Source organism: Pseudorhodoplanes sp. (genome assembly GCA_032027085.1).
Lineage (GTDB): Bacteria > Pseudomonadota > Alphaproteobacteria > Rhizobiales > Xanthobacteraceae > Pseudorhodoplanes.
In genome coordinates, this window is sequence record JAVSMS010000001.1 from 4344928 (window position 1) to 4371229 (window position 26302).

Consider the following 26302-nt stretch of genomic DNA (forward strand, 5'->3'; position numbering starts at 1 on the left):
CTATCGGCCCGGATCGCCTGCAGCTCCGCGGCCGTGAGCTGCGGAGCTGCGTTGACCGATCAATAATCCTGCAACTCGGCCTCTTCCGCCAGTGCGGCCGCGCCTGACATCTTGGTCCGGTAAGCTGCGGGCGCGTGGTGATGGCTGCCGTTCATTTTCACGGCCAGTGACCGCAGCTCGTCCACGGCTGCATCAGTTTCCTGATCGAATGCCGCGTCATCCAGATCGGGCGCCGTGACATCGCCCTCGCCGAAGCGGAAGAATCCGACGCGCTCGCTCATCGCCGTCTGCTGGTCCTCCAGCGTCTTGGCAGTCGCTGCATTCTCCTCGACCAGCGCCGAGTTCTGCTGCGTCACCTCGTCCATCTGGTTCAGCGCCTTGGTGATCTGTTCGAGGCCCGAAGCCTGTTCGGTGCTGGCATTGGCGATATCAGCCACGAGATCGGCAACCTGCTTGATCGACTGCACGATGTCGTTGAGCGAGTTGCCGGCTCGGTTGACCAGATCGACGCCCTCCTTGACCTGGGTCGAGGAGTTGGTGATCAGATCCTTGATGTCCTTGGCCGCCTGCGACGAGCGTTGCGCCAGGCTGCGGACTTCGGAGGCGACCACCGCGAAACCGCGACCGGCTTCGCCTGCGCGTGCGGCTTCCACCGCCGCGTTGAGCGCCAGCAGATTGGTCTGCCGCGCGATTTCGTCAATGACCGAGATGATGTCGGAAATCTTGCGCGAGGATTCTTCGATCCGCGCCATCGCCGACACCGCTTCCGCCACCACCGCGCCGCCGCGGTCGGCAATGCCCCAGGTTTCCTTGGTCAGGTTGTTGGCGTGCTGCGCATTCTCCGCGTTCTTCTTCACGGTGGCGGAGATTTCTTCCATCGACGCGGAGGTTTCTTCCAGACTTGCCGCCTGCTCTTCGGTGCGCTGCGACAGATCGGTGGTGCTCGACGAAATCTCCGAGGCGGCGTTTGACACTTCGCGTGTCGAATCCGCGATCGCCTTCAGCGTCTCGTGGAGCTGATCAATGGCGCCGTTGAAGTCTCCCTGGATTTTCCGGTACTCATCGGCCCAGTTCTCGCGCACGCGATAGGTCAGATCGCCCTGCGCCAGGCGTTCGAGCCCACGACCGAGGCCGTCCACCACCTGCGCCACTTGACGCGCGGCTTCCGCCTTGGCGGCCTCGTTGCGCTGGCGCTCTTCTTCCGCCTGGCGCCGGTCCTCCGCCGCCTGCGCTTCAAGCCGCGCCTTCTCGATCGCAGCATCGCGAAACACCAGAACCGCGCGCGCCATCTCGCCGAGTTCGTCGCGATCCTCGACCGCCGGGACGGCAATATCGTTCTCCCCGGAGGACAGGCGGCGCATCGTCTCGCCCAACGCCATCAGCCGACGGATAAGGCTGCGCTGGACATAGAAGAATGCAATCGCGCCCGCCACGAGAAGACTGGCGAGAGCAACGCCAAGCAGCACCATGCGGTTATGCGCCAGTTCCTCGAGCAGCATCGAGGTTCCGGTCTTCATCGTGGTCTCGGTTTCCTTGACCAGCGTCGATACAGCGTGATCGAGCTGCTTTTGGATCTTCACGTTGTCATCGATCACTTTCGCGGCGCCGGCGGTGACATTGAGCTCCTGCTTGCGCAGGGAGAAAATATTCTCTTCGGCACGGCCGAGATCAAAAAGCTCTTCCAAACTCTTCTTGATATCGTCGTTTTTCAGACCCTGGGCCACGAACAGGACGAGGTTTATCGACTCATCAAAGCGAGCGAGTATTTTCAGAAGCGACATCTCGTCCTTGGCCATTGAGCCTTCGCTCAACAGGCTTGCCATCAAGTGGACCTGGATCTTGAGTTCCAGCGCGTTGCGGAAGTCGATGAGCGGGCTGTTCACCAGGTCCTTGATCATCTTGCTCGTGCGTTTGACCGCTTGTTCGCCTTCCATCACCGCATCGAAATTGAGGTCATCGATCAAGGTGATCAGCACCTGTGCCAGACCCTCATGCGCCCGGAACACGTTCTGCAGACGCGCCGCCTCGTTCTCGCCCGCCGCACCGGACTTGAAATCGGCAAGCTTCAGCAGAAGGCCGGTCTTCTCGCGCAGGCTGTTGTATTTGGGATCGTTCGGCAGCCGCGATAGCTGCTTTTCCGCGCGCTTGGCGGAGGCGGTGAAGCGGTCCTCCAGCATCGCCAGCATGGCCGGCGAATTGGTCAGCGCGCCCGCCGTCAACAGGCCGGTCACCAGATTGGTTTCAGATCCGATCTGAACCACGGCCTGCATCATCTGCACCCCGTCATCGACCAGGGTCTTGATGGTCTGGTCGCCGACCTTGCCGATATCCTCCGCCTTGGTGACGGTTTGAAAGTAGGACTTGTCGACGATCGGCGTCAGCTCTTCGGCGATCTTCGTGTGCAACTTGTGCAGGGTATCGAGCTGACGCTCGAGACGCACGCGCAGATTGGATCTCGACACGATGACCGTGTCGAGATCGGACAGATTGTTCTCAAGCAGGCGCGCGGCCGTTTCAACATTGCCGAAAGCTTCCTTGCTCGAGCCGGCGCGAACGCGGTCGATCAGCGCGCGCAACTGCATGCTGCGGTCGTCAATCTGTGAAGCGATCGTGCGTTGATCGCGGACGTTGTCGGCGCTGACAAAGCGCGCCGCAGCGGCCGAAATCTCACCGGACATCACCGACAGGCGCAGGGCCTCGGTCATCAGCGGTACTTCGCGCTGCGCGACACGCTCGACGCCCCTTTCGGTCGACTGGAAGGATATGATTGCAACCGCAGACGCGATCACCGTCATCAGCGCGGCCGCGCCAAAGGCAAGCTGCAGCTTGACCTTGATGCCTGAACGCAACAGCAAATTGGCGGGATTGATCCAGTATCCGACCGATTTCAGCGCACGCGCGACCTTCATCTTCATTCCCCCCGGAAACGGCGCAATCCCGCTTCCCTCCAGCTACACGCATCAGTTCAGCCGGCCGCCGCCCGACAGGAACGGCGGCCGGACACTCAATTGGCCGACACCCTGATCAGCTTCTCGACGGCTTTGAATGAACCGTCGGGCTGAATCACGGTCATGAAAACCTTGCCCAAACCCTCGTTGTCCTGCGGGCCGAAGGTCATCTCCAGGCCGCCAATGTCGAACTTGCCGGTATCCTTGATGGCTTTCAGCAGGCCGGCGCGGGTCGGATTCGGTCCGGTTTTCTCAAGCGCCGCGATGGTCAGACGGCCGACGAGATAGCCCTCGAGCGAAACGAATTCCGGCTCGGCTTTCGGGTCCTTTGCCTTGATCGCGGCGTGATAGTCGGCAACCACCTTGAGCGACGTATCCCAGGGAAACGGAACGACCTGGCTGACGATCACGCCATTCCCTTCCGGGCCCAGCTCCTTGGCGAGCGGACCGGCGCCGACAAAAGAAATGTTCACAAAGACGGGATTGAATTCGATCTTGCGCGCCAGCTTGATGAATTCCGCGGACGGCTTGTAGGCGCCGACCATGACAACGGCTTCCGGCGCCGCCTTGCGCACGGCCAGCAAGGCCGTCTTGATCGCCGTGGTGTTGCGCTCATAGGTGCCTTCCGCGACGATCTCCAGCTTGCGCTTGTCCATGGCTTTCTTGAAGCCGGACAGACCCGCGCGCCCATAGGCGTCGTCTTGATAGAAAATCGCAATCTTGCTGATGCGCAGGTCTTCCGTCAGATGCTTCACCCAGGCTTCGGTTTCTGCGTCGTAGCTGGCGCGAATGTTGACCACATTGTCGCGCTTGGGGTCGCGCAGGAATCCGGCGCCGGTGAAGGCGCCGATAAACGGCATTCTGGCCGCAGCCGCGAGTGGCTGGGTGGCAACGGAGGTCGGCGTACCGACCGCGCCGATGAGCGCGAAGACCTTGTCCTCTTCGATCAACTTGCGGGTGGCAGCGATGGCTTTCGACGGTTCATAGCCGTCATCGACGCTGATGAGCTTGAGCTTGCGCCCATGCACGCCACCCTTCTGGTTGGCTTCGTCGAAGGCTGCTTCCAGACCGGCTTTCATGCCTAATCCCAGTGCGGAGGCGGGACCTTGCAGGACCGCCGCCTGACCGAAGGTGATCGAATCTGCGCTGAGCCCATCTTCAGCGTGCACACGAGTTGCGACCCCCGACAGGGCGATGCAGCCGGCCAGCACGATGGCGATGCGCACCATCGGCTTGCCGTTCGCGCCGCCCTTCGGCGATGCAACCCGCGGATGAAATGTGAACGCTTGTGGTAAATGGATCATTACCATTTATACCTCCTCGGTTCTTCCTGATGACCGAGCCCGCGGCGTTCTCTGCCAAAGCGCCTGAGCACAAATGAAAAAGCGGCGGAACAGGCCTTCCCAGGTCCGCCGCCGCGACAAATCGAATCATGCGGGAATGCCCCGCGGCTGATCCGCATTCCATTTTCGACGCGCAGTACGAGACGCAAACCCCATGGGGTCTGCGGTTGCTGCCGTCATTGCTTGTCAGGGAATCGTCGCGATGCTGCCCCAATCACCCTGAAACGAGTCTAGGATGACAAGAATTACCGTTCGGATAATTCCGGGCAGTCGCCTGTGAAATATCTCAGCCCCGCGTGCGGCTGCCGAGGTGTTGGCGCTGCTTTTCTTCGGCTTTGCAGCTGAAAACGACGGCGGAGTGCCGGGATGCACTCCGCCGCGCATGCTCTTGCGACGAATGGTCTCAGAATTCCTGCCAGTCCTGACCGACCGCCACCGCGCGAATCTGTGGCGCGCTTTCGTGCGGCGAGGACTTGGCGGATGCGGCGTGTCCGCGCCGGCCGGCCGAACGGGACGCAGCCATGTCGGCTTCGTCGAGTCGGAAGGCACCGATGCGCCGATCCATCGTCTCGGATTGCTGTTCCAGCATTTTGGCGGATGCGGCATTTTCCTCGACCAGCGCCGAGTTCTGCTGCGTTACCTCGTCCATTTGGTTGAGCGCCTTGTTGATCTCCTCGATGCCGCCCGCCTGTTCGGCGCTTGCATTGGTCATCTCGGCCATGATGTCGGCCACCTGCCTGATCGAGTCGAGTATCTCATTCAGCGAGCCGCCGGCGCGGTTGACCAGGTCGACACCGTTCTTGACTTGATCAGCGCTGCTGATGATCAGGTCCTTGATGTCCTTCGCGGCCTGCGAAGAGCGCTGCGCCAGAGTACGCACCTCGGAGGCGACCACCGCAAAGCCGCGTCCGGCCTCGCCGGCGCGCGCGGCTTCAACCGCCGCATTGAGGGCGAGCAGATTGGTCTGGCGCGCGATCTCGTCGATCACCGAGATGATGTCTGAAATCCTTCCAGAGGATTGTTCGATCTCCGCCATGGCGGCGACCGCCTGCGCTACCACCGCGCCGCCGCGATCGGCAACCTCGCGGGTTTGCCGGGTAAGCTGGTTCGCGTGCTGAGCATTCTCCGCATTCTTCTTCACGGTCGCCGCCATCTGTTCCATAGACGATGACGTCTGCTCAAGGCTCGCGGCCTGTTCCTCGGTGCGCTGCGACAGATCTGTTGTTGAGGTCGCGATTTCGGCAGCCGCGTTAGAGACTTCGGCGGAAGAGATGACGATATTTCGGATCGTATCCTGCAACTGCGCCATCGCACCGTTAAAGTCGTCGCGAATCTGTCGATAGGATTCAGGAAGATCGGTCATTCGGAACGTCAGATTGCCTTCCGCCAGATTCCTCAGTCCCTGCGCGATCGAATCGACGATCTTTGCATGTTGCGCGTCGGCCTCAATCCGGGCTTGCTCGATGGCTCTCTTTTGCGCCTCGATCGAGCCATTGACCTTTTCAGCAGCGATGCGGAAAGACCCCTGCAAGCCGGTAACGACGATACGGCGATAATGGATGTTCCGGCACGCGGCATCGAGGCTCGCGGTTGCCTCCCGAATAAAGGCGTCGCAGCGGTCAATCACATCATTCACCTTGTGCTGCACGTCGCCGAGACTTCCACCCTCGCTGATATTGGTGATACGCGCCTCGAAATTGCCTTTCCTGATCTCCTGAGCAACCGATCCGATTTTGGCCAAAACGGCCGAGTGCGCATTCTTTCGCGTCGAGCTGACGAGCAACAGGACGAGGGCGATCGCCGACACCACCATTGCTCCAACTTCAACAAGCCGATAGCCAGAAAAACCGCCTATGAGCGCGCAAACTGACGCGACCAGCGCGACGCCGCCAAAGAGCTTCGTTGCCATGGCGGAATCAAACCGAGAACATAAGTTCATCATAAGGCTTTCCTTTCGACTTCGCCCAGGCGGTTAGATATTCGAAGCCTGCGGCGAGCGCCTGCTTGCCGTTACTATGCCGACTCTCTTCCCTCAACATCGCGGAGTACAGGGGCGCTATCGTGTTGCTGAGCGCATCGCGATCCGGAGCGCGACGGTTCGAATGATAACCGACGATCTTTCCGCTCTCGTCATATGATGGCGTGACATGCGCGAAGACCCAGTAATGGTGTCCGGCTTTTGTCATGTTCTTGACATATGCAAAGATCTCGCGCCCATCGAGAATGGAATCCCACAACATTTTGAAAAGGGCGCGCGGCATATCGGGATGCCGAATGACGCTGTGCGGCTTTCCAAGCAGTTCCGCTTCGGAATAGTCCGCGATCCTGCAGAACTCGTGATTGACATAGATAAGACGACCCTTGAGGTCGGTTTTTGAGACGATCATGTCTTCCTCGCGAAAGAAGACTTCCACATTGGTTGGCACGATAGCTTTCGTCATGACACTCTCTCGGTAAGATATCGACTGCGAACTACTGAATTCCTGAAGGCACTTGTGTCGGACACGCGCGAATCCGCAGCGAATTTTTTAAATGGCGACATTGCATTCTCGATCATGAAGGAGTCGGCTAAGATTCATAATTTCGGCTTTCGGGCTGCGCGGCAGCGGTCCCGAGTACCGGTCATGAATTTCAGCTCAGACACAACCTCGCGGGATCCCTGCAACAACGCACAGGTGATTGCCGTAACTACTTGCCTTCGGCGGGTTCGCATGGCGATGCTTGAAGAGCATCTGCGTCGAACGACGAGACGAAGCTCTGGGCGAGAGCGCTGATAGCGAATGCGCGTCTCGTCCATCACGCAACATCAAGCTGCCGCAGCCATTCGATTTGCATGACTGCATCCCCCTCTCCTCAGCAGCCGCAACGCAAGCGAGAGGAGTTTGTCGATTTGGCCTTGATGCGCCGTTTATTTTTTCTGGTCAGGGCGACTGGCGAAATGATGCGGGGCAGCGCAAAAGCGCGATACCGAAATAGCAAATGATCAATGGCTATTCATCTGGGATTCGAGTACGCGCAAAAATCGCTCTTTTTGGCGAGCAGGCTTGCTTGGACGGACGGCCGGCTCTCCAGTGGGCAGAAAAATAAACTCTACGCCGCCGTTCTCCAGGGCCGTTTTGATCGCATTTAGCACATCGTCGCGCAGGCTTGACTGGCCGTCATTCTCCTCCAGCCGGCGCACGGTCGATACCGAGATATTAGCGGCCTCCGCGACATCTTTCACAGTCCAGTTCAGGATCGCCCGTGCCGCGCGAGCCTGAGCACCCGTCAGCCATTTTGCACCCGCAGCGGCGGCAGCCCCCTGGAACACATCAATCAGGATCCCGGCCCATTCCTTCACTTGCCCGTTCGATCCCCGAACCGGCGCGGCGCGCGAGTTGAACCAGCGATAGGAACCATCCTTCTGCCGCACGCGATAGGTTGCCGAATAGGGGATTTGAAGGGCAATCGCGTGAGTGCGAGCCGCCACCACGGCATCACGGTCTTCGGGATGGAGACAGCCCAGCCAGCCGCCCTCCCGATATTCCGCCAAAGTCTGCCCGGTCATTTCCCGCCATTCCGGAAAATCGCTCATCTGACCGTCGGGCGACGCCGTCCAGAGAATGATCGAAACCGCGCGCGTCAGCGTGCGATAACGCTCTTCAAGTGTTCGCAGTTCGACGACAGCGCTCTGCTTGGCACTGACATCGTAGATGAGGCCGACAACACGAGCGGGCCGACCACGGATGTTCATCACCGCTTCGCCGCGATTGGCCACCCAGCGGATACGTCCGTCGCGACGGATGATACGGAAATCGCGTTCGATCGGAATCCCCTCCTGCACAATACGATCGATATCCTGGCGGCTGAGCCGATCCTCGGGATGCATCATGCTGCGGAACAGAGACAATGAGGGCTCGGCCGACCCGGGATCAAGGCCGAGCAGGGCGTAGAAGCCGGGCGACCATTCCATACGGTCGGTCTCGATATCGAGCGACCACAGCCCGACGCCGATCTTCTCCTCGACAAAACGCAGGGTATTAACCGCGTCTTGATCCCCATCGAACGGAAGAAACATGTAAAATAATCTGCTGAATATTCCGACCTGTCCAGTCAAGCGGCAAAACAAGTTTGCAATTCTGCACTTCTTTGCACGGTTGAAAGCGCAATCAGAATTGCTCCCTTCACCGAGAAAATATGTTTTGCCTCAAACACTTAAAGAGACGGGCGGGAAAGCTGCCGACCCCTTCACACGTAATTGTTACCTGAAGCAACCATTAGGTTACCCTAGCAGTAGTCCGGTTGTGGCGCGCCCGACTTCTCAGAAGTCCTGCCAATCCTCACCCACCGCAACCGTGCGAAACTGTCGCTTGCTTCCTAGCGGCGAGCGCCGCCAACAAAAAGGGCGGCCGGCGGCCGCCCTCGCAATGTCATCTGTGCGACGACTTTAGAATTCCTGCCAATCCTGATCGTCGACCAGCGCATTGGCGCCGATGGTGCGCGGAGCCGGCCGGTCGCGACGCAGCACCGCGGGACGCGGCGCCGGCCTCTTGGCGACCACAACACCGCGCTTTGCCGTCGGCTTGCCCGCAGCCGCGACAGCGCGCTCTGGCGAGGCGCTTTTCACTGAAGCTGGTCGGACCGCCGAGGATTGCGCCGGTTCCAAACGGAAGAAAGCGATGCGCTCGCTCATCGCCGCCTGCTGCTCCTCCAGAGTCTTCGCCGTGGCCGCGTTCTCCTCGACCAAAGCCGAATTCTGCTGCGTCACCTCGTCCATCTGCGTCAGAGCACGGGTGACCTGGTCGATGCCGGATGCCTGCTCGTTGCTGGCATTGGCGATGTCGGACACGATGGTGGCGACGCCCTTGATCGATTCAACGATCTCGCTGAGCGAGGCGCCGGCGCGGTTCACCAGGTCGACGCCCTCTTTGACCTGTCCAGCGCTGCTGGTGATGAGATCCTTGATATCCTTGGCCGCCTGCGAGGAGCGCTGCGCCAGGCTGCGGACTTCGGAAGCCACCACGGCAAATCCGCGTCCGGCTTCGCCGGCACGCGCGGCTTCCACCGCCGCGTTGAGCGCCAGCAGATTGGTCTGGCGGGCGATCTCGTCGATGACCGAGATGATGTCGGAAATCTTGCGCGAGGAATCCTCAATGCGAGTCATAGCGGAGACCGCTTCCGACACAACCTTGCCGCCGCGGTCGGCGACTTCCCGCGTCGCGCGGGTAAGATCGTTGGCGCGCGTCGCATTCTCGGCGTTGTTCTTCACAGTGACGGAGATTTCTTCCATCGACGCTGAGGTCTGTTCGAGGCTCGCCGCCTGCTCTTCCGTTCGTTGCGACAGGTCGACGGTGCTGGCGGAGATTTCGGATGCCGCGTTGGCAAGCTCCGCCGTCGTCGCAGCGATCGCGCGAATGACATCCTCCAGTTGCGATGCCATGCTGTTGAAGTCGCGCTGCAGCTCCTGATACTCCTCGGAGAATTCCCCGGTCAGGCGAACCAGCAGGTTGCCTTCCGCCAATTCAGATACAGCACGGCTCAAGGCCGTGATTGCCTCTGTCTTGTTCTGGATGGCAATGTTGCGCGTATTCTCCAATTCCCGACGCGCCATTTCGGCGCTGTCCAAATAAGCAGAAATGGCGAGATCCATGTCGAGGAAGACGCTCTTGACCAGCGCGCCGATCGCTTGCGCGGCTTCTCCAGCCTTCTTGCTTTTGCCGCCGAACGCGCCTTTCGGCCAGTAATTGTCGATTGCGGCGCGAATCAATTGCTCGGTGATCAATGCGTAGCCGCCGATATACCAGCGGGCGTCGAGACCGATCCGGGCATGGGTCTGGCCGATCGTGCGCACGCTCTGGGCATACTCATCGCTGAATTCGCCGGCGCTGATCTTGCTCCAGTGCTTCAGCTGTGCGCTCTTGGCGGTCTGGATATGGGCGTCGTCTCTGAAGAAACGGCTGGTCTCGGGAAACTGCTTCACCCGCGCATAGAAACTGTCGAGCGCCTGCGGCAGTTCCTTTTCGATCAGCGGCTTAAGGGATTTTGTTGCCTCACGAGCGGAGGCGTCGAGTTTCATGAATTCAAGACGCTGACTGAGCGTCCGTTCTTCCGGCATTTCACATCACCCTGTCATGGATAGAGCGTGCGACCGCAGCGCTCCGGCTTGTGGAGAATAACGCAACACTACGCAACGCGGTGAAGACGCAGGACTGTCCGCAACGCAAACGGAGCGGCGTTTCTCAGGACAGCAGGTGATGCAGATCGATGATGGCTATCATGCCGCCTTCGATCGTCACCAGGCCGGACAGAAAATCGATGCGCGCGCTTTGCGCAGCCCGCGGCACCGGCTGCACCTGTGAGGCTTCGAATGACACAATGTCGAGCACGCGATCAGCCAGGAGGCCCACCTGCATGTCCTCCACCTGCACGATGATGACGATGTGCATCGGCGTCGCCTCGGTCAGCCCTTGGCCGAAACGGCAGCGCAAGTCGATAATCGGCACCATGACGCCGCGCAGATTGAGCACGCCGCGCACATAATCCGGCTGCTTCGGAAGATGCGTGATCTCGGACCAGCCCTTGATTTCGCGCACGGCCATGATGTCGACCCCATACTGGTCGCTGCCGATCGCGAAGCTGATCAGTTCGGTGGCAATCGATTTGTCGCCCGCCGGCTCGGATGCGTTCCAACCTGCGGCTGACTGTTCGGACGTGGCGATTGCCTGCGCTGTCATGTGCTCATCCACTCGTTGCAACTTTTACGAATGCGGCGAATCAGCCGCCCTTGCCGGATCGACCGGCGGTGTCATCATGCCGAGAAAAAGGTTTAAAATTCCTGCCATTCCTGCTCCGCGGCCACGGCAACCGCGGTGCCGCCACGGCGGACGGCCTTGCCTGCCGGGCGTTTCAGGACGGTTACAACGCTTGGCTTTTCAGCCACTTGGCGGGTAGCCGGCGCATAGCTGAAGAATCCGACCTGCTCGCTCATGGCCAATTGCTGGTCTTCCAGGGTCTTGGCAGTGGCGGCGTTTTCCTCGACCAGAGCCGAGTTCTGCTGCGTGGCTTCGTCCATCTGGCTCAGCGCCTTGTTGATCTGGTCGATGCCGGAGGCCTGATCGGAACTGGCCGCGGCGATGTCCGCGACAATGGCGGCGACGTCCTTGATCGAATCCACGATCTCATGCAGCGAGGTGCCGGCCTTGTTGACCAGTTCCACTCCCTCATGCACCTGGCCGGCCGAATTGATAATCAGGTCCTTGATGTCTTTCGCCGCCTGCGCCGAACGTTGCGCGAGGCTGCGGACTTCGGAGGCGACCACCGCGAACCCGCGCCCGGCCTCGCCGGCGCGGGCGGCCTCCACGGCTGCATTCAGCGCCAGCAAGTTGGTCTGGCGCGCGATCTCGTCGATCACGCTGATGATGTCGGCGATCTTGCGTGAGGATTCCTCGATCCGAGCCATCGCCGTCACCGCTTCCGCCGCCACCGTGCCGCCGCGGTTCGCGATTTCCCGCGTATTCTGCGCCAGTTGGTTGGCATGTTGGGCATTCTCGGCATTCTTGCGCACCGTCACCAAGATTTCTTCCATCGAGGCCGAGGTTTCTTCCAGGCTTGCAGCCTGTTCCTCGGTGCGCTGCGACAGATTGGTCGTGCTGGTGGAGATTTCGCTCGCCGCGTTGGACACTTCCGAGGTGGACTGGGCGATATTCTTGATTGTCTCCTGCAACTGGGTGATCGCCGAATTGAAGTCATCCTGAATCTTGACGTAGTCGGCGGAGAACTGATCGGTCAGGCGGTAAGTCAGGTCGCCACTGGCCAGCCGTTCAAGCCCGGCGCCGAGACCTTCCACCACCTTTGCCACCTGCCGGGACGCTTCCGCCCTGGCCGTTTCGTTGCGCGCGCGTTCCTCGTCGGCCGCGCGGCGCTGTTCCTCCGCCTGAGCCTCCGATTCCCGAAGCGCCAGCGCGTTGTCCTTGAAGACCTGCACCGCCTTCGCCATGCTGCCGACCTCGTCGCCCCGCCGCTGACCATCGACGTCCACGGTGAGATCGCCCCGGGCCAGAATTCCCATCGTCTTGACGAGTTGCGCCAAGGGCCGGACCACGCTGCGCCAGGTGATCAATACGCCGGTGACGGCGCAGAGAATAGCAATGACCCCGAGCGCGCCCATCACAAGCCCCATGCGCTCGATGGCGGCGGCAAGTTCGGCGTTGATGCGTTCGGCGCGGCGCTTGTAGAGCTGCGCCAGCGCCTCCAGATCCTTGTTCAGGGCCGAGCGCACAGAACGGTTTGCTTCATTGTCGCCCCATTGGCGCCCCGCCTTGGGATCGACCTCAGTCCCCAGCCGCACCAGCTCGCGGCGGAAATCCTGGAACTGCGCGATCCGCTTCGAGAAAGCCTCGAACTGGGCGGCGTCGTCGGCCTGCACCACGCCTTTCCACGCGCTGACCACATCGGCGATCTGGCCATTGAATTTCAGAAGATTGTTGCCGAACCGCTTGGCCGTTTTGATGTCCGGCGACATGTAGATGCCGCGCGATTCCATCACCACGGCATAGATCAGGCTGTTGACCCGCTCGACATTCTGAGCGCCGGCAAAGGCGGACTGGAGCTGTTCAGACAGAATTTCATTATTGCGCGAATTGACGACCGCGTATCCCGCCAAAACTACTGTCAAGGTACCAAGAAGGGCAAACAGCGCGTAGAGCTTGGTAGAAATGGAAATGGCGGGCAGTCTGAGCATCGAAGCAATTCCTCGTCTGAAGTTCCTTCCCGCAGCGATTGCGGGCGCGGTCGCAGTCACCTTGTAAGTTCCAAAGCAAAAGGCCGATTCGGCGCGCCCATCACACGCCGTATCGACCTCGACATTTCACAGAGATGATTAGAATTTATTTAATGCGCTTTTTCGCGACATGGAATGTCATCCACCATCGTCAGAACTCCTGCCACTCGGAATCTTCCTTCAGGGCGGCCGCGAGATTGGCCTGCATGCGACCCACCGGGCCGCACTCGGCCACACTCGGCTTCCGCACTACAGCCGGTTTTGGCGCAGGCCGCAGCGATGCGGCGGTTGCATCGGCGGCCTTCGCGACCTGGGCGCCATCAGCGTCGAAGCGGAAGAATCCGACCTGCTCGCTCATGGCGAGTTGCTGATCCTCGAGCGTCTTCGCCGTGGCCGCATTTTCCTCGACCAAAGCCGAGTTCTGCTGCGTCACTTCGTCCATCTGCGTCAGCGCCTTGCTGATCTGATCGAGGCCGCTGGCCTGCTCTGAGCTGGCATGGGCAATCTCGGCGACGATGGTCGCAACATTCTTGATCGATTCGACGATCTCATTGAGTGACGCGCCGGCCTTGTTCACCAGGTCCACGCCTTCCTGCACCTGACCCGACGAATTGGTGATCAGATCTTTGATGTCCTTGGCGGCCTGCGAGGACCGCTGCGCCAGGCTGCGCACCTCCGACGCGACCACCGCGAAACCGCGCCCAGCTTCGCCGGCACGAGCGGCTTCCACCGCGGCGTTGAGCGCCAAGAGGTTCGTCTGCCGCGCGATCTCGTCGATGACGCTGATGATATCGGCGATCTTGCGCGAGGATTCCTCAATCCGCGCCATCGCCGTCACCGCCTGCGCCACCACAACACCGCCGCGATTGGCGACATCCTGCGTGCCTTGAGTCAACTGATTGGCATGCTGGGCATTCTCGGCGTTCTTCCGGACTGTGGCGGAAATCTCTTCCATGGACGCGGAGGTTTCCTCGAGGCTTGCCGCCTGCTCTTCGGTGCGCTGCGACAGGTCGGTCGTACTGGAAGATATCTCGGAAGCGGCATTCGACACCTCGGCATTCGCCCGCGCGATGTTGGCGATCGTCTCCTGCAATTGCGCGATGGCGTCGTTGAAATCGTCCCGGACCTTCCGATACTCGTCGGCGAATTCGTCGGTCAGACGATAGGTCAGGTCGCCGCGCGCCAGACGCTCGAGGCCGTCGCCAAGGCCGGTCACCACCTTCTGCACCTGCAGCGCGGCCTCACGCTGTGCCGCTTCATTTCGCGCGCGCTCGGCTTCCGCCGCCCGACGTTGTTCGGCGGCCGCCGCTTCCGCCGCCTTTAAGGCCAGAGCATTGTCCTTGAACACCTGCACCGCCTTGGCCATCGTGCCGACTTCGTCGCCGCGCGACTGACCATCAATCTCGACCGACAGATCGCCATTCGCGAGCACGCCCATGCGCTGGGCGAGCTGCGTCAGCGGCCGCGAAATCTTGAACATGGCGATCCACAGACCCAGCCCCAGGCAGATCAGCAAAGCCGAAAAACCCATAATGTAATTGGTGAGAATGGCCGTCTTGGCGGAGGCCGAGGTGACGGCGGTCACCGCATTGGTCTGCTTTTCGAGATCGCCGGTGAAAGAGATCATCTCCTTCAGCATGTCGTCGATCTTCTTCTCGGCGCTGCCCATCACCATCGTTGCCTCGGTGATGTCCTTCTGGCTGAGGTCAATCACTTTCTTGGCGAGCTGATGCAGCTCGGCGAAATTGGCGAGGAATCTATCGTAGGTCGGCTTGTTTTCGGGGTTGGCCCGGGTGGCGTTGCCGAGGAATATCTGGGCGCGCTTGTAGCCGTCGTCGACATCGAACACGCCGCGCTTGGCCTGATCGGACCCGATATCCATGCCGAGAGTGCGGAAGGCGCCAAAGCCGATATTGGTGGCCTGACGCGTGGCGCGGGTGACCTCCAGCCGGGCCGGAACGAGCTTGGTGTTCAGTTCATCGTAGGTCCTGTCGATCTCGCTCATCATCAGCCCGCTCTGGATCACCAGAAACGCGGTGACGACGGCGAGGACCCCGATAACGCCGACGATCTTCACCGAGATTTTGAGGTGGTCGAGAAACTTCATGAAGGCCCCCATCCAGCCGAATCGCATACGGCCGAATTGTCGGGACCTGATCTCAAAATTTCCTTTAACCTTGGCCGGACGGCCACCTGAATGGCCAGCAAGGAGCTGACCGCCGCGGCACAATCTGTCTCCTTCACAAGATCAGAATTCTTCCCATTCCGCCTCGGCTTTCAGCGCCGTGGCGAGATTGGCCTGCATGCGTGCGACGGGGCCGCGCGCCACCTGGGCCGCCTTCTGCGGGACGGCCCTTGTCTGCGCCGGCTTGCGCGCCGGTTGCAACACATGGCCGCTGTCCTGATCGAAGCGGAAAAACCCGACTCGTTCGTTCATGGCCGACTGCTGATCTTCCAGAGTTTTTGCCGTCGCCGCATTCTCTTCGACCAGAGCCGAGTTCTGCTGCGTCACTTCGTCCATCTGATTCAGCGCCTTGTTGATCTGATCGATGCCGGAGGCCTGCTCGGCGCTGGCATTGGCAATGTCGGCGACGATCACGGCAACATTTCTGATCGATTCCATGATCTCGTTCAGCGATTGTCCGGCGCGATTGACCAGGTCGACGCCCTGCTGCACCTGGCCGGACGAGTTGGTGATCAGATCCTTAATGTCTTTCGCCGCCTGCGAGGAGCGCTGGGCCAGGCTCCGCACTTCCGAGGCGACGACCGCGAAGCCGCGGCCGGCTTCGCCAGCGCGCGCAGCTTCCACCGCGGCGTTGAGTGCCAAGAGGTTCGTCTGCCGCGCGATCTCGTCGATCACCGAAATGATGTCGGAAATCTTGCGCGAGGATTCCTCGATCGCCGCCATCGCAGTGACGGCTTCCGCCACCACCGCGCCACCGCGATTGGCGATTCCCTGCGTGCCTTGCGCCAGTTGATTGGCGTGCTGCGCGTTTTCCGCGTTCTTTTTCACCGTCGCCGCCATTTCTTCCATCGAGGCTGAGGTTTCCTCCAGGCTCGCCGCCTGCTCTTCGGTACGCTGCGAGAGGTCGGTCGTGCTCGTGGAAATTTCCGCGGCCGCGCTCGACACCTCGCTGCTGGACAGGGCGATATTCTTGATCGTGTCCTGCAGCTGACCGATGGCGGCGTTGAAGTCTTCCTGGATTTTCCTGTATTCGGCAGCCCATTCGTCCTTTACGCGATAGGTCAGATCGCCTTGCGCCAGGCGTTCGAGACCGCGTCCCAGCCCCTCGACAACCTGCGCCACTTGGCGCGCCGCTTCGCGCTGCGCCGCCTCGCTGCGGGCCCGCTCGGCTTCCGCCGCCTGACGCTGTTCCTCGGCGACTTTTTCCAGACGCATCTTCTCACGGCCGGCATCGCGGAACACAAGAACGGCCTGCGCCATTTCGCCGATCTCGTCGCCGCGGTCGGTGCCGGCCACCTCGGTATCGAGCCTGCCGCCGCTCAAAGCCCGCATCACGCCGCTGAGCGACAGGATGGGTCTGGTGATGCCGCGCGAGATGAACCAGGCGAGCACAATGCCCAGCACGAGCGCGAGACCGGACACCGCAAGCGCCGTGGTCTGCGCCGAGATGATTTTGGCTTCGCTCGCCGCTTTCATCTCGGCAAGCGCCTTCTCCTGGTTACCCTTGAGCTTGAAACGGGTCGCTATCATCTCGGCTGACATTTTGTTCTCGGCCGCCAGCAGGGACTTGCGCTCGGCCAGAAGCTTCATCGTTGTGTCAAACGCAGCCAGATAAGTCGTGAGCGCCGCCGTGAGCTGTTGCATCTTTTCCTTGCGCTCGGGCGTGTGCGCAGCTTGCGTCATCTTCTTGAACGTCTCCGACAACGCCGCGAATTCCGCGCGCGCCGCCTGTTCAAACTTGGGATTGTTGCTCTGATTATGCTGCAGGCCGTTGATGCGCGCCCACAGGAACTGCTCCATGGCGACGCCGGCCATGCTCGCGGCGGCAAGGTCATATTCGCGTGCGGCGGTCTGCATCAGCTCTTTCAGTTCATCGCGCAGCTTGTTGCCGAGCGGAATGGTCGAACCGGCGACCGTCTTGTTGGCTTCCGCCTGGTTTTTCACGATGGCCTCGAAGCCAGCCATATATTGATCTGTCTGCGCCAGGATCTGCTTGGCGAGGTCGCGATTCTCGGCCAGTAAGGCGGTTTGCGCGACCATGTCGTAGCCGCTGCGAATCTCCTTGCCCAATTCGCGCACCCGCGCCAGCGACTTCTCGTCCGAATTCTGGATATAGAATTGCATGTTGAGCCGCATGGCCACGAAATCGCGGTCGGCCTCGGCGACCCGATCGGTGTTCTCGGACACGCGCAGATAGTCGTGAAAGCTGTCCTGGGCGCTCCGCAGGCCCAGATAGCCGCTGGCTGCGACGATGAGCATGAGTGCGAGCACGAGCATGAAGCCGGCACTGATGCGGGTGCCGATCTTGAACCGGGAGTTCAGATTTCCAAAGGCAGTCATTGTGGGTCCCATTGTCGTAGAAGCACGGAGCACGTGGCCGCGATGGCCTGAATTACCTCCTCTCAGGCCGCCGCTTTCCCGGACGCGCCGGCGCCATCGGCGGAGTCCGAAATCGAGAGCAGATGCGGCAGATCGATCAGGGCGATCATGCCGCTTTCAATCGTCACCAGACCGGAGAGGAAATCGATGCGGGTCGCCTGCGCCACCCGCGGCACCGGCTGGACGCGCGAGGGGTCGATCGAGACAATGTCGAGCACCCTGTCGCCGAGCAGCCCGACCTGGCGCGCACCCACCTGCACGATGATGACGATGTGCATGGGCGTCGCTTCGGTCATGCCCTGGCCGAAACGGCAGCGCAGATCGATGATGGGCACCATCACCCCGCGCAGATTGAGCACGCCGCGCACATAATCTGGCTGCTTCGGTAGATGCGTGATTTCGGACCACCCCTTGATTTCGCGGACCGACATGATGTCGACGCCATATTGATCTGACCCGATCGCGAAACTGATGAACTGGGTCCGGTCCAGGAGAAGATCGTCGTTCTCGCCATTGCTGGAATCGCCCGAACTCGCCCGCGTGTTTTCGGCTGTCATTGCGGTCTGCGGTGTCATGACTGCTCTCCGTAGCTGCTTCGCCTGGCGGCAAAGACAATGCGTCGCGTCGGTCAGGCCTGCCGAAGGCAGCCCGGCCCATTTCCGTCAGATTTTGGGATTGCGACTCGTCCACCCAGCGCCTGCAGAAACTGCAGCGAATCAAATCTGATTTCCGTTTAGAGACGGTAAAATATGCGCCCCGGCAAATGCATGCCGGTCATGATCGCACGCGCATCGCGCGTGAGATCAGTTGCGGAGACTCGCGCTGGTTGACGGCGGTGCGAGCAAAGACACCTCCCAGACGAATGCCGCGTCGATTTTCGTCCCGGACGCCGCGCATAAGTCACGCGCGGCGCTGTTACCACGCACTCAGAATTCTTCCCACTCTGTCTCCGCCTGCAGCGCAGTCGCCAGATTGGCCTGCATGCGCCCCGCGGGGCCGCCACGGGCGACAGTTCCGGCCTTGCGCGCTGCCGTCTTCATCTGCACGGGCTTTGCGGCCGTGCGCTGCCCCGCCTCGTCAAAATGGAAGAAGCGCACCTGCTCGTTCATCGCCGCCTGCTGATCCTCCAGCGTCTTCGCCGTCGCCGCATTTTCCTCGACCAAAGCCGAGTTCTGCTGCGTTACTTCGTCCATCTGGGTCAGTGCACGGTTGATCTGATCGATGCCGGAGGCCTGCTCGGAACTCGCATTGGCGATTTCGGCGACGATCACCGCGACATTCTTGATCGAGTCCACGATCTCGTGCAGCGACTGGCCGGCCCTGTTCACCAGCTCGACGCCTTCGTGCACCTGGCCGGACGAATTGGTGATCAGATCCTTGATGTCCTTGGCAGCCTGCGATGAGCGCTGCGCCAGGCTGCGCACTTCCGAGGCGACGACCGCGAAGCCGCGGCCGGCTTCGCCGGCGCGCGCAGCTTCCACCGCGGCGTTGAGCGCAAGAAGGTTCGTCTGCCGCGCGATCTCGTCGATCACCGAAATGATGTCGGAAATCTTGCGCGACGATTCCTCAATCTGCGCCATGGCGGTCACGGCCTGCGCCACGACGGCGCCGCCACGATCCGCCACGTCCCGTGTTCCTTGCGTGAGCTGATTGGCGTGCTGGGCATTCTCGGCGTTTTTCTTCACCGTCGCCGCCACCTGCTCCATCGACGCCGAGGTCTGTTCCAGGCTCGCGGCCTGTTCCTCGGTGCGTTGCGACAAATCGGCGGTGCTGGCCGAAATCTCCGACGCCGCATTCGACACGCCCTCACTGGACAGGGCGATGTTGCGGATCGTCTCCTGCAAATGCGCCATGGCCTGATTGAAGTCATGCTTGATCTTGCCGTAAGCCTCCGGAAAATCATCAAGCAGGCGGAATGTCAGGTCGCCCTCCGACAACTTGCCAAGGCCCAATCCCAGGCCGCTCAAGGCGCGTGACTGTTCTTCGGCTGCCTGCGCCCGCTCCTCGGCCGCCTTGGCCTGCAAGTCGGCCTCGGCCTTCTGCCGGCGGAGAACCTCGTCCGCCTCGCTGCGGGCTTTCTCGACGGCCAGGACCTTGAACCGCTCGACGGCGTTGGCGACATCGCCGATTTCGTCCTTGCTGTGCAGGCTTGGCAGCACAACGTCGAAATCGCCGTCCGCGAGCTTGAACATCGCGCCCTGAATATGCCGTAGCGGCCCGGTGACACGCCGGGACACAATCATCATTGCGCCCAACGCGATCACGAGCGCGACCGCAAGAAATGCCGCCTGTATCACAAGCGACCGCATCGCCGCCTGCTGCTGGTTCTGAGCGTGGTCCTTCGCCGCCGTCAGCGCGGCCTCAGCGACCCCGAGGAGCGTGGCCAGATTCGTTGAAGCGGTCTTCAGCCAGTCCGGCTGCGCCATGCTCGGCTTCTGGCCGGCAATGCCTTCATTCAGCAGTTTGAGTCTGAGGTCAGTATACTCTCGGGAAAAGGATTCGCGCCTCGCCCGCTCGACCGCTTTCAGATAGTCGGGTGGCAATGTCACGCCCGCCATCATCGATTCAAGCGCCGTCCAAGACCCCTCGAGCTTTCCGAGATGCGTGTAATAAACTTCAAGCGCGTTGGCCGGCAGCTTTTGCCCGGCGAGCAATCGCACCACCATGAGCGCGGCATCGCCTCCCGCATTGCGCGCCATCCATGCGAGCTGCTTCAGATTCATCAATTGATCAATGTAAGCGTCCTCTTGCTTGATGAGGCTGCCGACCTGACCGGAGAGAGTGTCAAGCAGTTCGAGCAAGGACGTCGTTTCCTTGACGAAGTCCTGCAGCAAGGCCGGCGGGCGCGACGCGAGCGGCTGGGCCAAGGCCGCGATGGTCTGCTTGTGCAGGGTTGCCAGTTTCTCGATCTTTTGATTTAGGCTGGCGATGGCCGCGCCTTGGCCGGCGAAATCGATCCCGCGTATCGCTGCAACAGAGGCGCGCAAGGCCTTCATTTCTGCGTCGCGTGTGCGCTCAACGACCGGGGTAAGTCCCTGCAGCTTGTCCGAGGCAAGCAACGACTGGCTGTCGCCGCGGTCGATGCGCAGGTTGTGCAAGGCGGTGAACATCTGGCTCGATGCCTCGACGACCGCAACGATCCGCTCGGCGGCCTGCAAACGTGCCCATGACGACCAGGCGCCGGCTGCAAGCATGACGATCAGGGCCACGCCCAGCGCGCCGATGATGGTCTTGAGGATGAGATTGATCGACACGCGCGTAAACATTCTGCCCCCGAATCGCCCATCCCGGATGGGAGTTAAGATGTTCGGCGTTTAAAGAGAGTAAAGGCATGCGTCCGGAGGCTTAGCTGTGAAAAATGCGCTCAGGATCTCGGCCGGCGTCTGTGCCCAAGCCCTGATTGATTCCATGATTTCATTGAGCGCGCGCTGGACATCAGGGCCAAAATGCCGTCAAAAGCAGTTCAAAGCGGGGGGATCGCTGCTATGTGTCTGTCATTCAATTCGGCTGTATTGTCCTTGGCCGGAGGCGGTCTTCTGCTCGCCGCGACCGTCATGCCGGCTTGGTCGGAGCCTGCCCCCAACTTTGATCCCAACCGGATTCCCGGCATCAAGGCCAAAGGCCCCAATTTCAGCATCGTCAATCCGGTCCGCAGCGACGGCTTTTTGCGCATCTATAATGTGCGCAGCCCGTATGGCGATTTCAGCATCACCAGCGACGCCATGATGCAGGTGCGCCAGCGCGAGCTCGCCGCGATCATCGAGCTCGACAAGATCAACACCTCGGACGCCTTCAACAAGGCGCTGGTGGAGGCCGGGGTCGCTCCGATCAAGTTTGCCGGCAACCTGATCATCAATCCGCTGCAGACCATTGGCAACACGCTGGGCGGCATCGGCAATGCCATGGGCCAGGTCGGCTCCGGCATGGCCAATGCCGGCAAGTCGCAGGACGCTCCACTCGGCGGCCTTGGCGCCGATCAGAAGCGCCGCGAATTGGCGGCGAAGCTCGGCGTCGACCCCTATACCGATTTCGAGCCGCTGGCGCATCGCATGCAGAAGCTTTCCGAAGCCGCCGCTGCTGGCGGCCTCGTGGTCTCCGGCGCCATGATGGCCATTCCTGGCGCGGTCGGCCTTGTGGTGTCGAATGTCGCCACCGGCGGCAAGGTCGCCGACATGATGCGCGATTACTCGGCCGCGCAACTCATGGATATCAACCGTCAGAAGCTCGCCGCCATGGGCGTCGAGCGGACGGTGATCGAGCAACTGGTCAGCAACCGCGCCTATACGCCGCTCGACATGACGTCGATGGTGACGTCGCTGGAGACGATCCAGGTTGACGGCCGCGCCGACTTCCTGCGCCGCGCCGCCGGCGTAAAGACCCGCGAGGCCGCCTATTTCAACCGCCGCTATGCCGAACTGATCGCGGACTACAACGCCAAGACTGGAAAGATCGCGAGTTTCGTCTCGCTCGGCGATTTTCCCTTCAACCAGACCCGGTCGGGTTCAATAACCGCGGTTTGGCCGGTCGACGCGCTGTCCTGGACCGACGGCACCGCCAAGGCGATGGGGCGTGTCAACGAGGCGGTTAAGCGGGGCGGCTTCCCCGGCCGGCCCGAACTGCGCATCACCGGCCAGGCAACCTCGACCGCGAAGGAGCGGCTCAGAAACATGGGCTGGACCGTCGTCGAAAACACGCGGTTCTGAAGGCGCGGGCGCATGATCAATAGAAGTAGCACCGGTTTTGCGTCCGATCGCGCGCTGACTGACGACCGGAGTCGAGTCGGTGGCGCAGAGTCAAGCGGCCGGCGCCGAATAAATGACTCGCATCGTCGGCTGCGACTCGCGCCTTATCCGGCCACGTACATGCTCGGAGATGGCCGCATGCTTCCGATGACCCTCAACCGCGCCGACCCCTTTGCCGGGGGCATTCTGACGCTGGCTGTCGTGTCGGGCCTGCTCACGTCCACGCTGATCGTCGCGCTGACGCTGGTTCATCTCTGATCGGCGGAGAAGAATCCCAAGTCAGACGCCCAGCGCCTTCAGCGCCTGGCCGAGTTGGTCGGTGTCGTAAGGCTTTCCAAGGAACGCAATGGGCGAAAACGAACCCAGGCGTGTCCTCAATTCGATCTGATCTTCGCCGCTTACCACCAGCAGGGGCAAATCGGGATGCATTTGCCGGATGTCGCGGATCAGATCGTCGCCGCGCAAATCCGGCAACCCGATATCCATGAAGACGAGAGCATAGTCTGATGCGTTGCCGCGCAGATGGTCCAAGGCTTCGCGCGCCGTACCGACCTCATCCGCGGCGATGTCCATATCGAGCAACATGTCGACGGCGAGCATGCGGATCAACGCCTCGTCCTCGACCACAAGCACACGTTTCTGAGTCACGCCGCCCCCAATACCTTGCAGTCTTGCCGCCGCACTGAAAGCGGCGGGCCGAAGCCCGCCGCCTCTAGGCATGTCAGTCGACAGACGCGCCGCTTTGCTTGATTGGCGCTGCCCATTTCTCGATTTCGCTCTTCACGAACTTGCCGAGATATTCCGGCGTCCGGCGATCCTTGCTCACTACCGTCGCACCGAGACCGGCGAGCCGTTCTTTCACCGCAGGCGTGTCGACCGCCTGCGAGGCGGCATCAGCCAGTTTCTTCACGACATCGGCCGGTGCGCCCTTCGGCAGGAAGATGGCATTCCAGGTATAGGCCTCCATCGGCGTTCCCTGTTCAGCGGCCGTTGGAAGATTTGGCAGCGCCGGTGAACGCTCCTTGGTCATGATCGCAATCGCCTTCACCGATCCGCCGTCGATCTGCGGCTTCGCTGTCGAGATGATCTCGCACAGATAGTCGATGCGCCCGCCCTGCAGATCCTGCATCGCCGGCCCGGTGCCACGATAAGGCACATGCGTAACATCAGCTCCCATCGCCATGTTGGCAACCACGCAACCAAGATGCGTCGCTGAGCCCGCGCCGGCGGACCCGAAAGTCATCTTGTCCTTGTTGGCCTTGGTGTAAGCGACGAAGTCCTTGAGATTGTTTGCCGGGAAATCCTTGCGCGCAATCAACGCAATCGGCACCTCGGCGAGCAGCGCCACCGGCGTGAAGTCGGTCAATGAATTGTAGAGCGGCCTCTTGTAGAGCGTTTGGCCCTGCGCATGAGTACCGACCGTGCCGAGTACGAATGTGTAGCCGTCCGGTTTGGCATCCGCGACACGCTTGGAGCCGGTCTGGCCGCCGGCGCCGCCGACATTCTCGATGACCACCTGCTGTCCGAGAATTTCGCCCATGCGCGCGCCGACCACGCGGCCCAGAACGTCAGTCGGGCCACCCGCGGCGAAGGGGATAATCATCGTGACCGGCCGGCTCGGGTAATCCTGGGCCTGTGCCGCGCCTGCAAACACGAACGAAGCCAAAGCTGCGCCAAACAATGTCCTCTTCATCTGGACGTCTCCTTTGCCGAACCGCAGACTTGCCCGGCACGGGAGGCCGGTCAAGACGGCCGCACTTGTGACCCTGCCGGGCTCCACGTTAAGAACCCCGTCTGTGCAGGGAGATTTCAAGCATCATGGCAGTTCTTCGCGTCGCAATTGCCGGTCTCGGCGCCATCGGCCGTACACTCGCGCGCAAGCTCAACGATGGTATTCCGGGGCTGCAGCTCGCCTGCATCGCCGCCCGCGACAAGGCCAAAGCCGAAGCCTGGCTCAAGTCGGAAAATATCGCTTGCCCGGTCGTGACCTTCGAGGCGTTTCCGAAACATGCCGACCTCGTTGTGGAATGCGCGCCGGCCGCCGTACTCGATCAGATTTGCCGCCCGATGCTCGCGGCCGGCAAATCGGTGATGGTGCTGAGCGTCGGCGCGTTGCTTCCGCGTCCCGAGCTCACTGAACTCGCCAGGGCGAAAGGCGGGCGCATCATTGTGCCGACCGGTGCGCTCATCGGCCTCGATGCGGTCGCCGCCGCCGCAGAGGGCAAGATCGACTCCGTGCGCATGACGACACGCAAGCCACCTGTGGGACTGAAAGGCGCGCCCTATCTCGAACGCCACAACATTTCAATCGATGGCCTGACCGAGGCCAAACGCGTCTTCAGCGGCACTGCGCGCGAAGCTGCAGAAGGCTTTCCGGCCAATCTGAACGTTGTCGCCGCCTTGTCCCTGGCCGGCATCGGTCCTGACCGGACCATGATCGACATCTGGGCGGATCCGGCGGTCACCCGCAATTGCCACACGATCGAGGTGGTTGCGGATTCGGCGAATTTCAGCATGTCGATCGAGAATGTGCCATCCGACAATCCGAAGACCGGCCGAATCGTCGCACTGTCGGTGCTTGCGACATTGCGAAAAATGTACGCGCCGCTATGTGTCGGCACCTGACGCCAGCTGCAGAGAAAACCCCGCGTTCGCGCGCGGGGTTTTCTGTCACGGTTTCATCGTCACGAGCATCTTGGGCCGCAGAAGGCGCCCCAGCATCCCATCATGCGCCTTTCCCATTTCCCCCCAACGCAAACCATGCGCTGACACCAGCCAGCAGGATTGCAGTTGGCGGCGCAGACTTGCCCGGTCGTGCAGGCGGCAGGGGCCGCGGCCCTCTTCTTGCCTGCTGCGAAGGCAGCGTCGGATACAAGCGCAAGCGAAAGACATGTCAAAGCCGCAATCAGAATGGCTTTCATCGTTTCCTCCAGCGTTTCCTGACCCGTCGACAGAAGGAATATTTTATCCTTGTCCATGAGACTGACAAGAACGGCCTCCTGAACCGCCATTCATGAAATGACATCCGCGCCCGTCATTCTTGTTTTCGATTCCGGTCTTGGCGGGCTCACCGTTTATCGTGAGGTGGCGGCGGCGCGGCCCGATGCACAGTTTGTCTATGCCGCCGACGATGCCGCTTTCCCCTATGGCCGCTTCGGCGAGCGCGAACTGACCGAGCGGGTTTTGACGGTAATGGCGCGCCTGATTGAGCAGCATGCGCCGACGCTTATTGTAATCGCCTGCAACACCGCCTCCACACTGGTTCTTGCCGAACTGCGCAAGAATTTCCCGGTGCCGTTCGTCGGCACGGTGCCTGCGATCAAACCAGCCTGCACCGCTTCCCAGACGAAGCTCGTGTCGGTACTCGGCACCGAAGGCACCGTGGCGCGCGAATATACCCGCACCCTTATCCGCGACTTCGCGCAGGGCTGCGAGGTGACCCTGGTCGGATCAAAGAACCTCGCGATGCTGGCGGAAGCACATTTGCGTGGAGAACTTGTCGGCGAGGCCGCCATCGCCGGCGAATTGGCGCCCTGCTTCGTGGAGAAAAACGGCGTGCGCACCGACACTGTTGTGCTCGCCTGCACACATTATCCCCTGTTGCTGGAACGCCTGCAGGTGCTTGCCCCCTGGCCGGTGACTTTTGTCGATCCGGCCCCAGCCATTGCCCGGCGGGTCATTGACCTGATCGGCCCGGCTCGAGGCGCAAATTCCGGCACAGCCCGCCACTATTTCACGTCCGGCCGGCCCCCCGCGGGGCCGCTGGCCGCGGCCCTGGCCGGATTTGGCCTGACGGAAGGGGTCCTCGCGGTGCCTGCGAGGTTTGACACGTCCCGCTTTTCCTCCTAGATACCGCCGGTCGCGCGGGCCCGGATGGGCCCGTTCGGCGTTTCGCGACCCGCGGTTTTGGCCGACGCTTAAGGCCCAGACCTGTCGGTTCCGGCCGG

Annotated in this window: 17 protein-coding genes; 3 read left to right on the plus strand and 14 right to left on the minus strand. The window is 61.3% G+C overall.

What is annotated here, in order from left to right; translation table 11 throughout:
• Window positions 1-59 precede the first annotated feature (59 nt).
• From RO009_21325 to RO009_21380, 12 genes are all read right to left on the minus strand, one after another.
• On the minus strand, window positions 60-2909 hold the full coding sequence (locus RO009_21325; protein ID MDT3687575.1) for a methyl-accepting chemotaxis protein: 2850 nt from the start codon (window positions 2907-2909) through the stop codon (window positions 60-62).
• A gap of 95 nt (window positions 2910-3004) precedes the next feature.
• On the minus strand, window positions 3005-4177 hold the full coding sequence (locus RO009_21330) for an ABC transporter substrate-binding protein (protein MDT3687576.1): 1173 nt from the start codon (window positions 4175-4177) through the stop codon (window positions 3005-3007).
• A 517-nt stretch (window positions 4178-4694) separates the two neighbouring features.
• Window positions 4695-6200 (minus strand): methyl-accepting chemotaxis protein, encoded by a 1506-nt coding sequence (locus RO009_21335; GenBank protein MDT3687577.1) that lies wholly within the window; start codon window positions 6198-6200, stop codon window positions 4695-4697.
• A gap of 7 nt (window positions 6201-6207) precedes the next feature.
• Window positions 6208-6732, minus strand: a complete 525-nt coding sequence (locus tag RO009_21340) for a PAS domain-containing protein (GenBank protein MDT3687578.1) — start codon at window positions 6730-6732, stop codon at window positions 6208-6210.
• Window positions 6733-7274: 542 nt separating this feature from the next.
• Window positions 7275-8348, minus strand: coding sequence for a PAS domain-containing protein (locus tag RO009_21345; protein MDT3687579.1), 1074 nt, complete (start codon window positions 8346-8348; stop codon window positions 7275-7277).
• Window positions 8349-8717: 369 nt separating this feature from the next.
• Window positions 8718-10385: a methyl-accepting chemotaxis protein gene (locus RO009_21350; GenBank protein MDT3687580.1), complete on the minus strand. Its 1668-nt coding sequence runs from the start codon at window positions 10383-10385 to the stop codon at window positions 8718-8720.
• 124 nt (window positions 10386-10509) lie between these two features.
• Window positions 10510-11004, minus strand: a complete 495-nt coding sequence (locus RO009_21355; protein ID MDT3687581.1) for a chemotaxis protein CheW — start codon at window positions 11002-11004, stop codon at window positions 10510-10512.
• A gap of 92 nt (window positions 11005-11096) precedes the next feature.
• Window positions 11097-13010, minus strand: a complete 1914-nt coding sequence (locus tag RO009_21360) for a methyl-accepting chemotaxis protein (protein ID MDT3687582.1) — start codon at window positions 13008-13010, stop codon at window positions 11097-11099.
• 190 nt (window positions 13011-13200) lie between these two features.
• Window positions 13201-15156, minus strand: a complete 1956-nt coding sequence (locus RO009_21365) for a methyl-accepting chemotaxis protein (GenBank protein ID MDT3687583.1) — start codon at window positions 15154-15156, stop codon at window positions 13201-13203.
• Window positions 15157-15297: 141 nt separating this feature from the next.
• Window positions 15298-17574: a methyl-accepting chemotaxis protein gene (locus RO009_21370; GenBank protein MDT3687584.1), complete on the minus strand. Its 2277-nt coding sequence runs from the start codon at window positions 17572-17574 to the stop codon at window positions 15298-15300.
• Window positions 17575-17636: 62 nt separating this feature from the next.
• Window positions 17637-18188, minus strand: coding sequence for a chemotaxis protein CheW (locus RO009_21375; GenBank protein MDT3687585.1), 552 nt, complete (start codon window positions 18186-18188; stop codon window positions 17637-17639).
• Between the two features lie 351 nt (window positions 18189-18539).
• A complete protein-coding gene (locus tag RO009_21380) occupies window positions 18540-20879 on the minus strand; it encodes a methyl-accepting chemotaxis protein (GenBank protein ID MDT3687586.1) in 2340 nt (779 codons plus the stop codon).
• Window positions 20880-21098: 219 nt separating this feature from the next.
• Here RO009_21380 and RO009_21385 point away from each other — a divergent pair, with 219 nt between their 5' ends.
• Window positions 21099-22316 carry a hypothetical protein gene (locus RO009_21385; GenBank protein ID MDT3687587.1) on the plus strand — a complete coding sequence of 406 codons (1218 nt, stop codon included), beginning with the start codon at window positions 21099-21101 and terminating at the stop codon, window positions 22314-22316.
• Window positions 22317-22634: 318 nt separating this feature from the next.
• Here RO009_21385 and RO009_21390 read toward each other — a convergent pair whose 3' ends face one another.
• Window positions 22635-23003, minus strand: a complete 369-nt coding sequence (locus tag RO009_21390; protein MDT3687588.1) for a response regulator — start codon at window positions 23001-23003, stop codon at window positions 22635-22637.
• 73 nt (window positions 23004-23076) lie between these two features.
• On the minus strand, window positions 23077-24048 hold the full coding sequence (locus RO009_21395) for a tripartite tricarboxylate transporter substrate-binding protein (protein ID MDT3687589.1): 972 nt from the start codon (window positions 24046-24048) through the stop codon (window positions 23077-23079).
• Between the two features lie 125 nt (window positions 24049-24173).
• Between RO009_21395 and RO009_21400 the strand changes: the two genes are divergently transcribed.
• Together RO009_21400 and murI are read left to right on the plus strand one after the other, a co-directional pair.
• Window positions 24174-24980 carry an aspartate dehydrogenase gene (locus RO009_21400; protein ID MDT3687590.1) on the plus strand — a complete coding sequence of 269 codons (807 nt, stop codon included), beginning with the start codon at window positions 24174-24176 and terminating at the stop codon, window positions 24978-24980.
• A 393-nt stretch (window positions 24981-25373) separates the two neighbouring features.
• Window positions 25374-26204, plus strand: a complete 831-nt coding sequence (gene murI, locus RO009_21405) for a glutamate racemase (protein ID MDT3687591.1) — start codon at window positions 25374-25376, stop codon at window positions 26202-26204.
• Window positions 26205-26302: the final 98 nt, after the last annotated feature.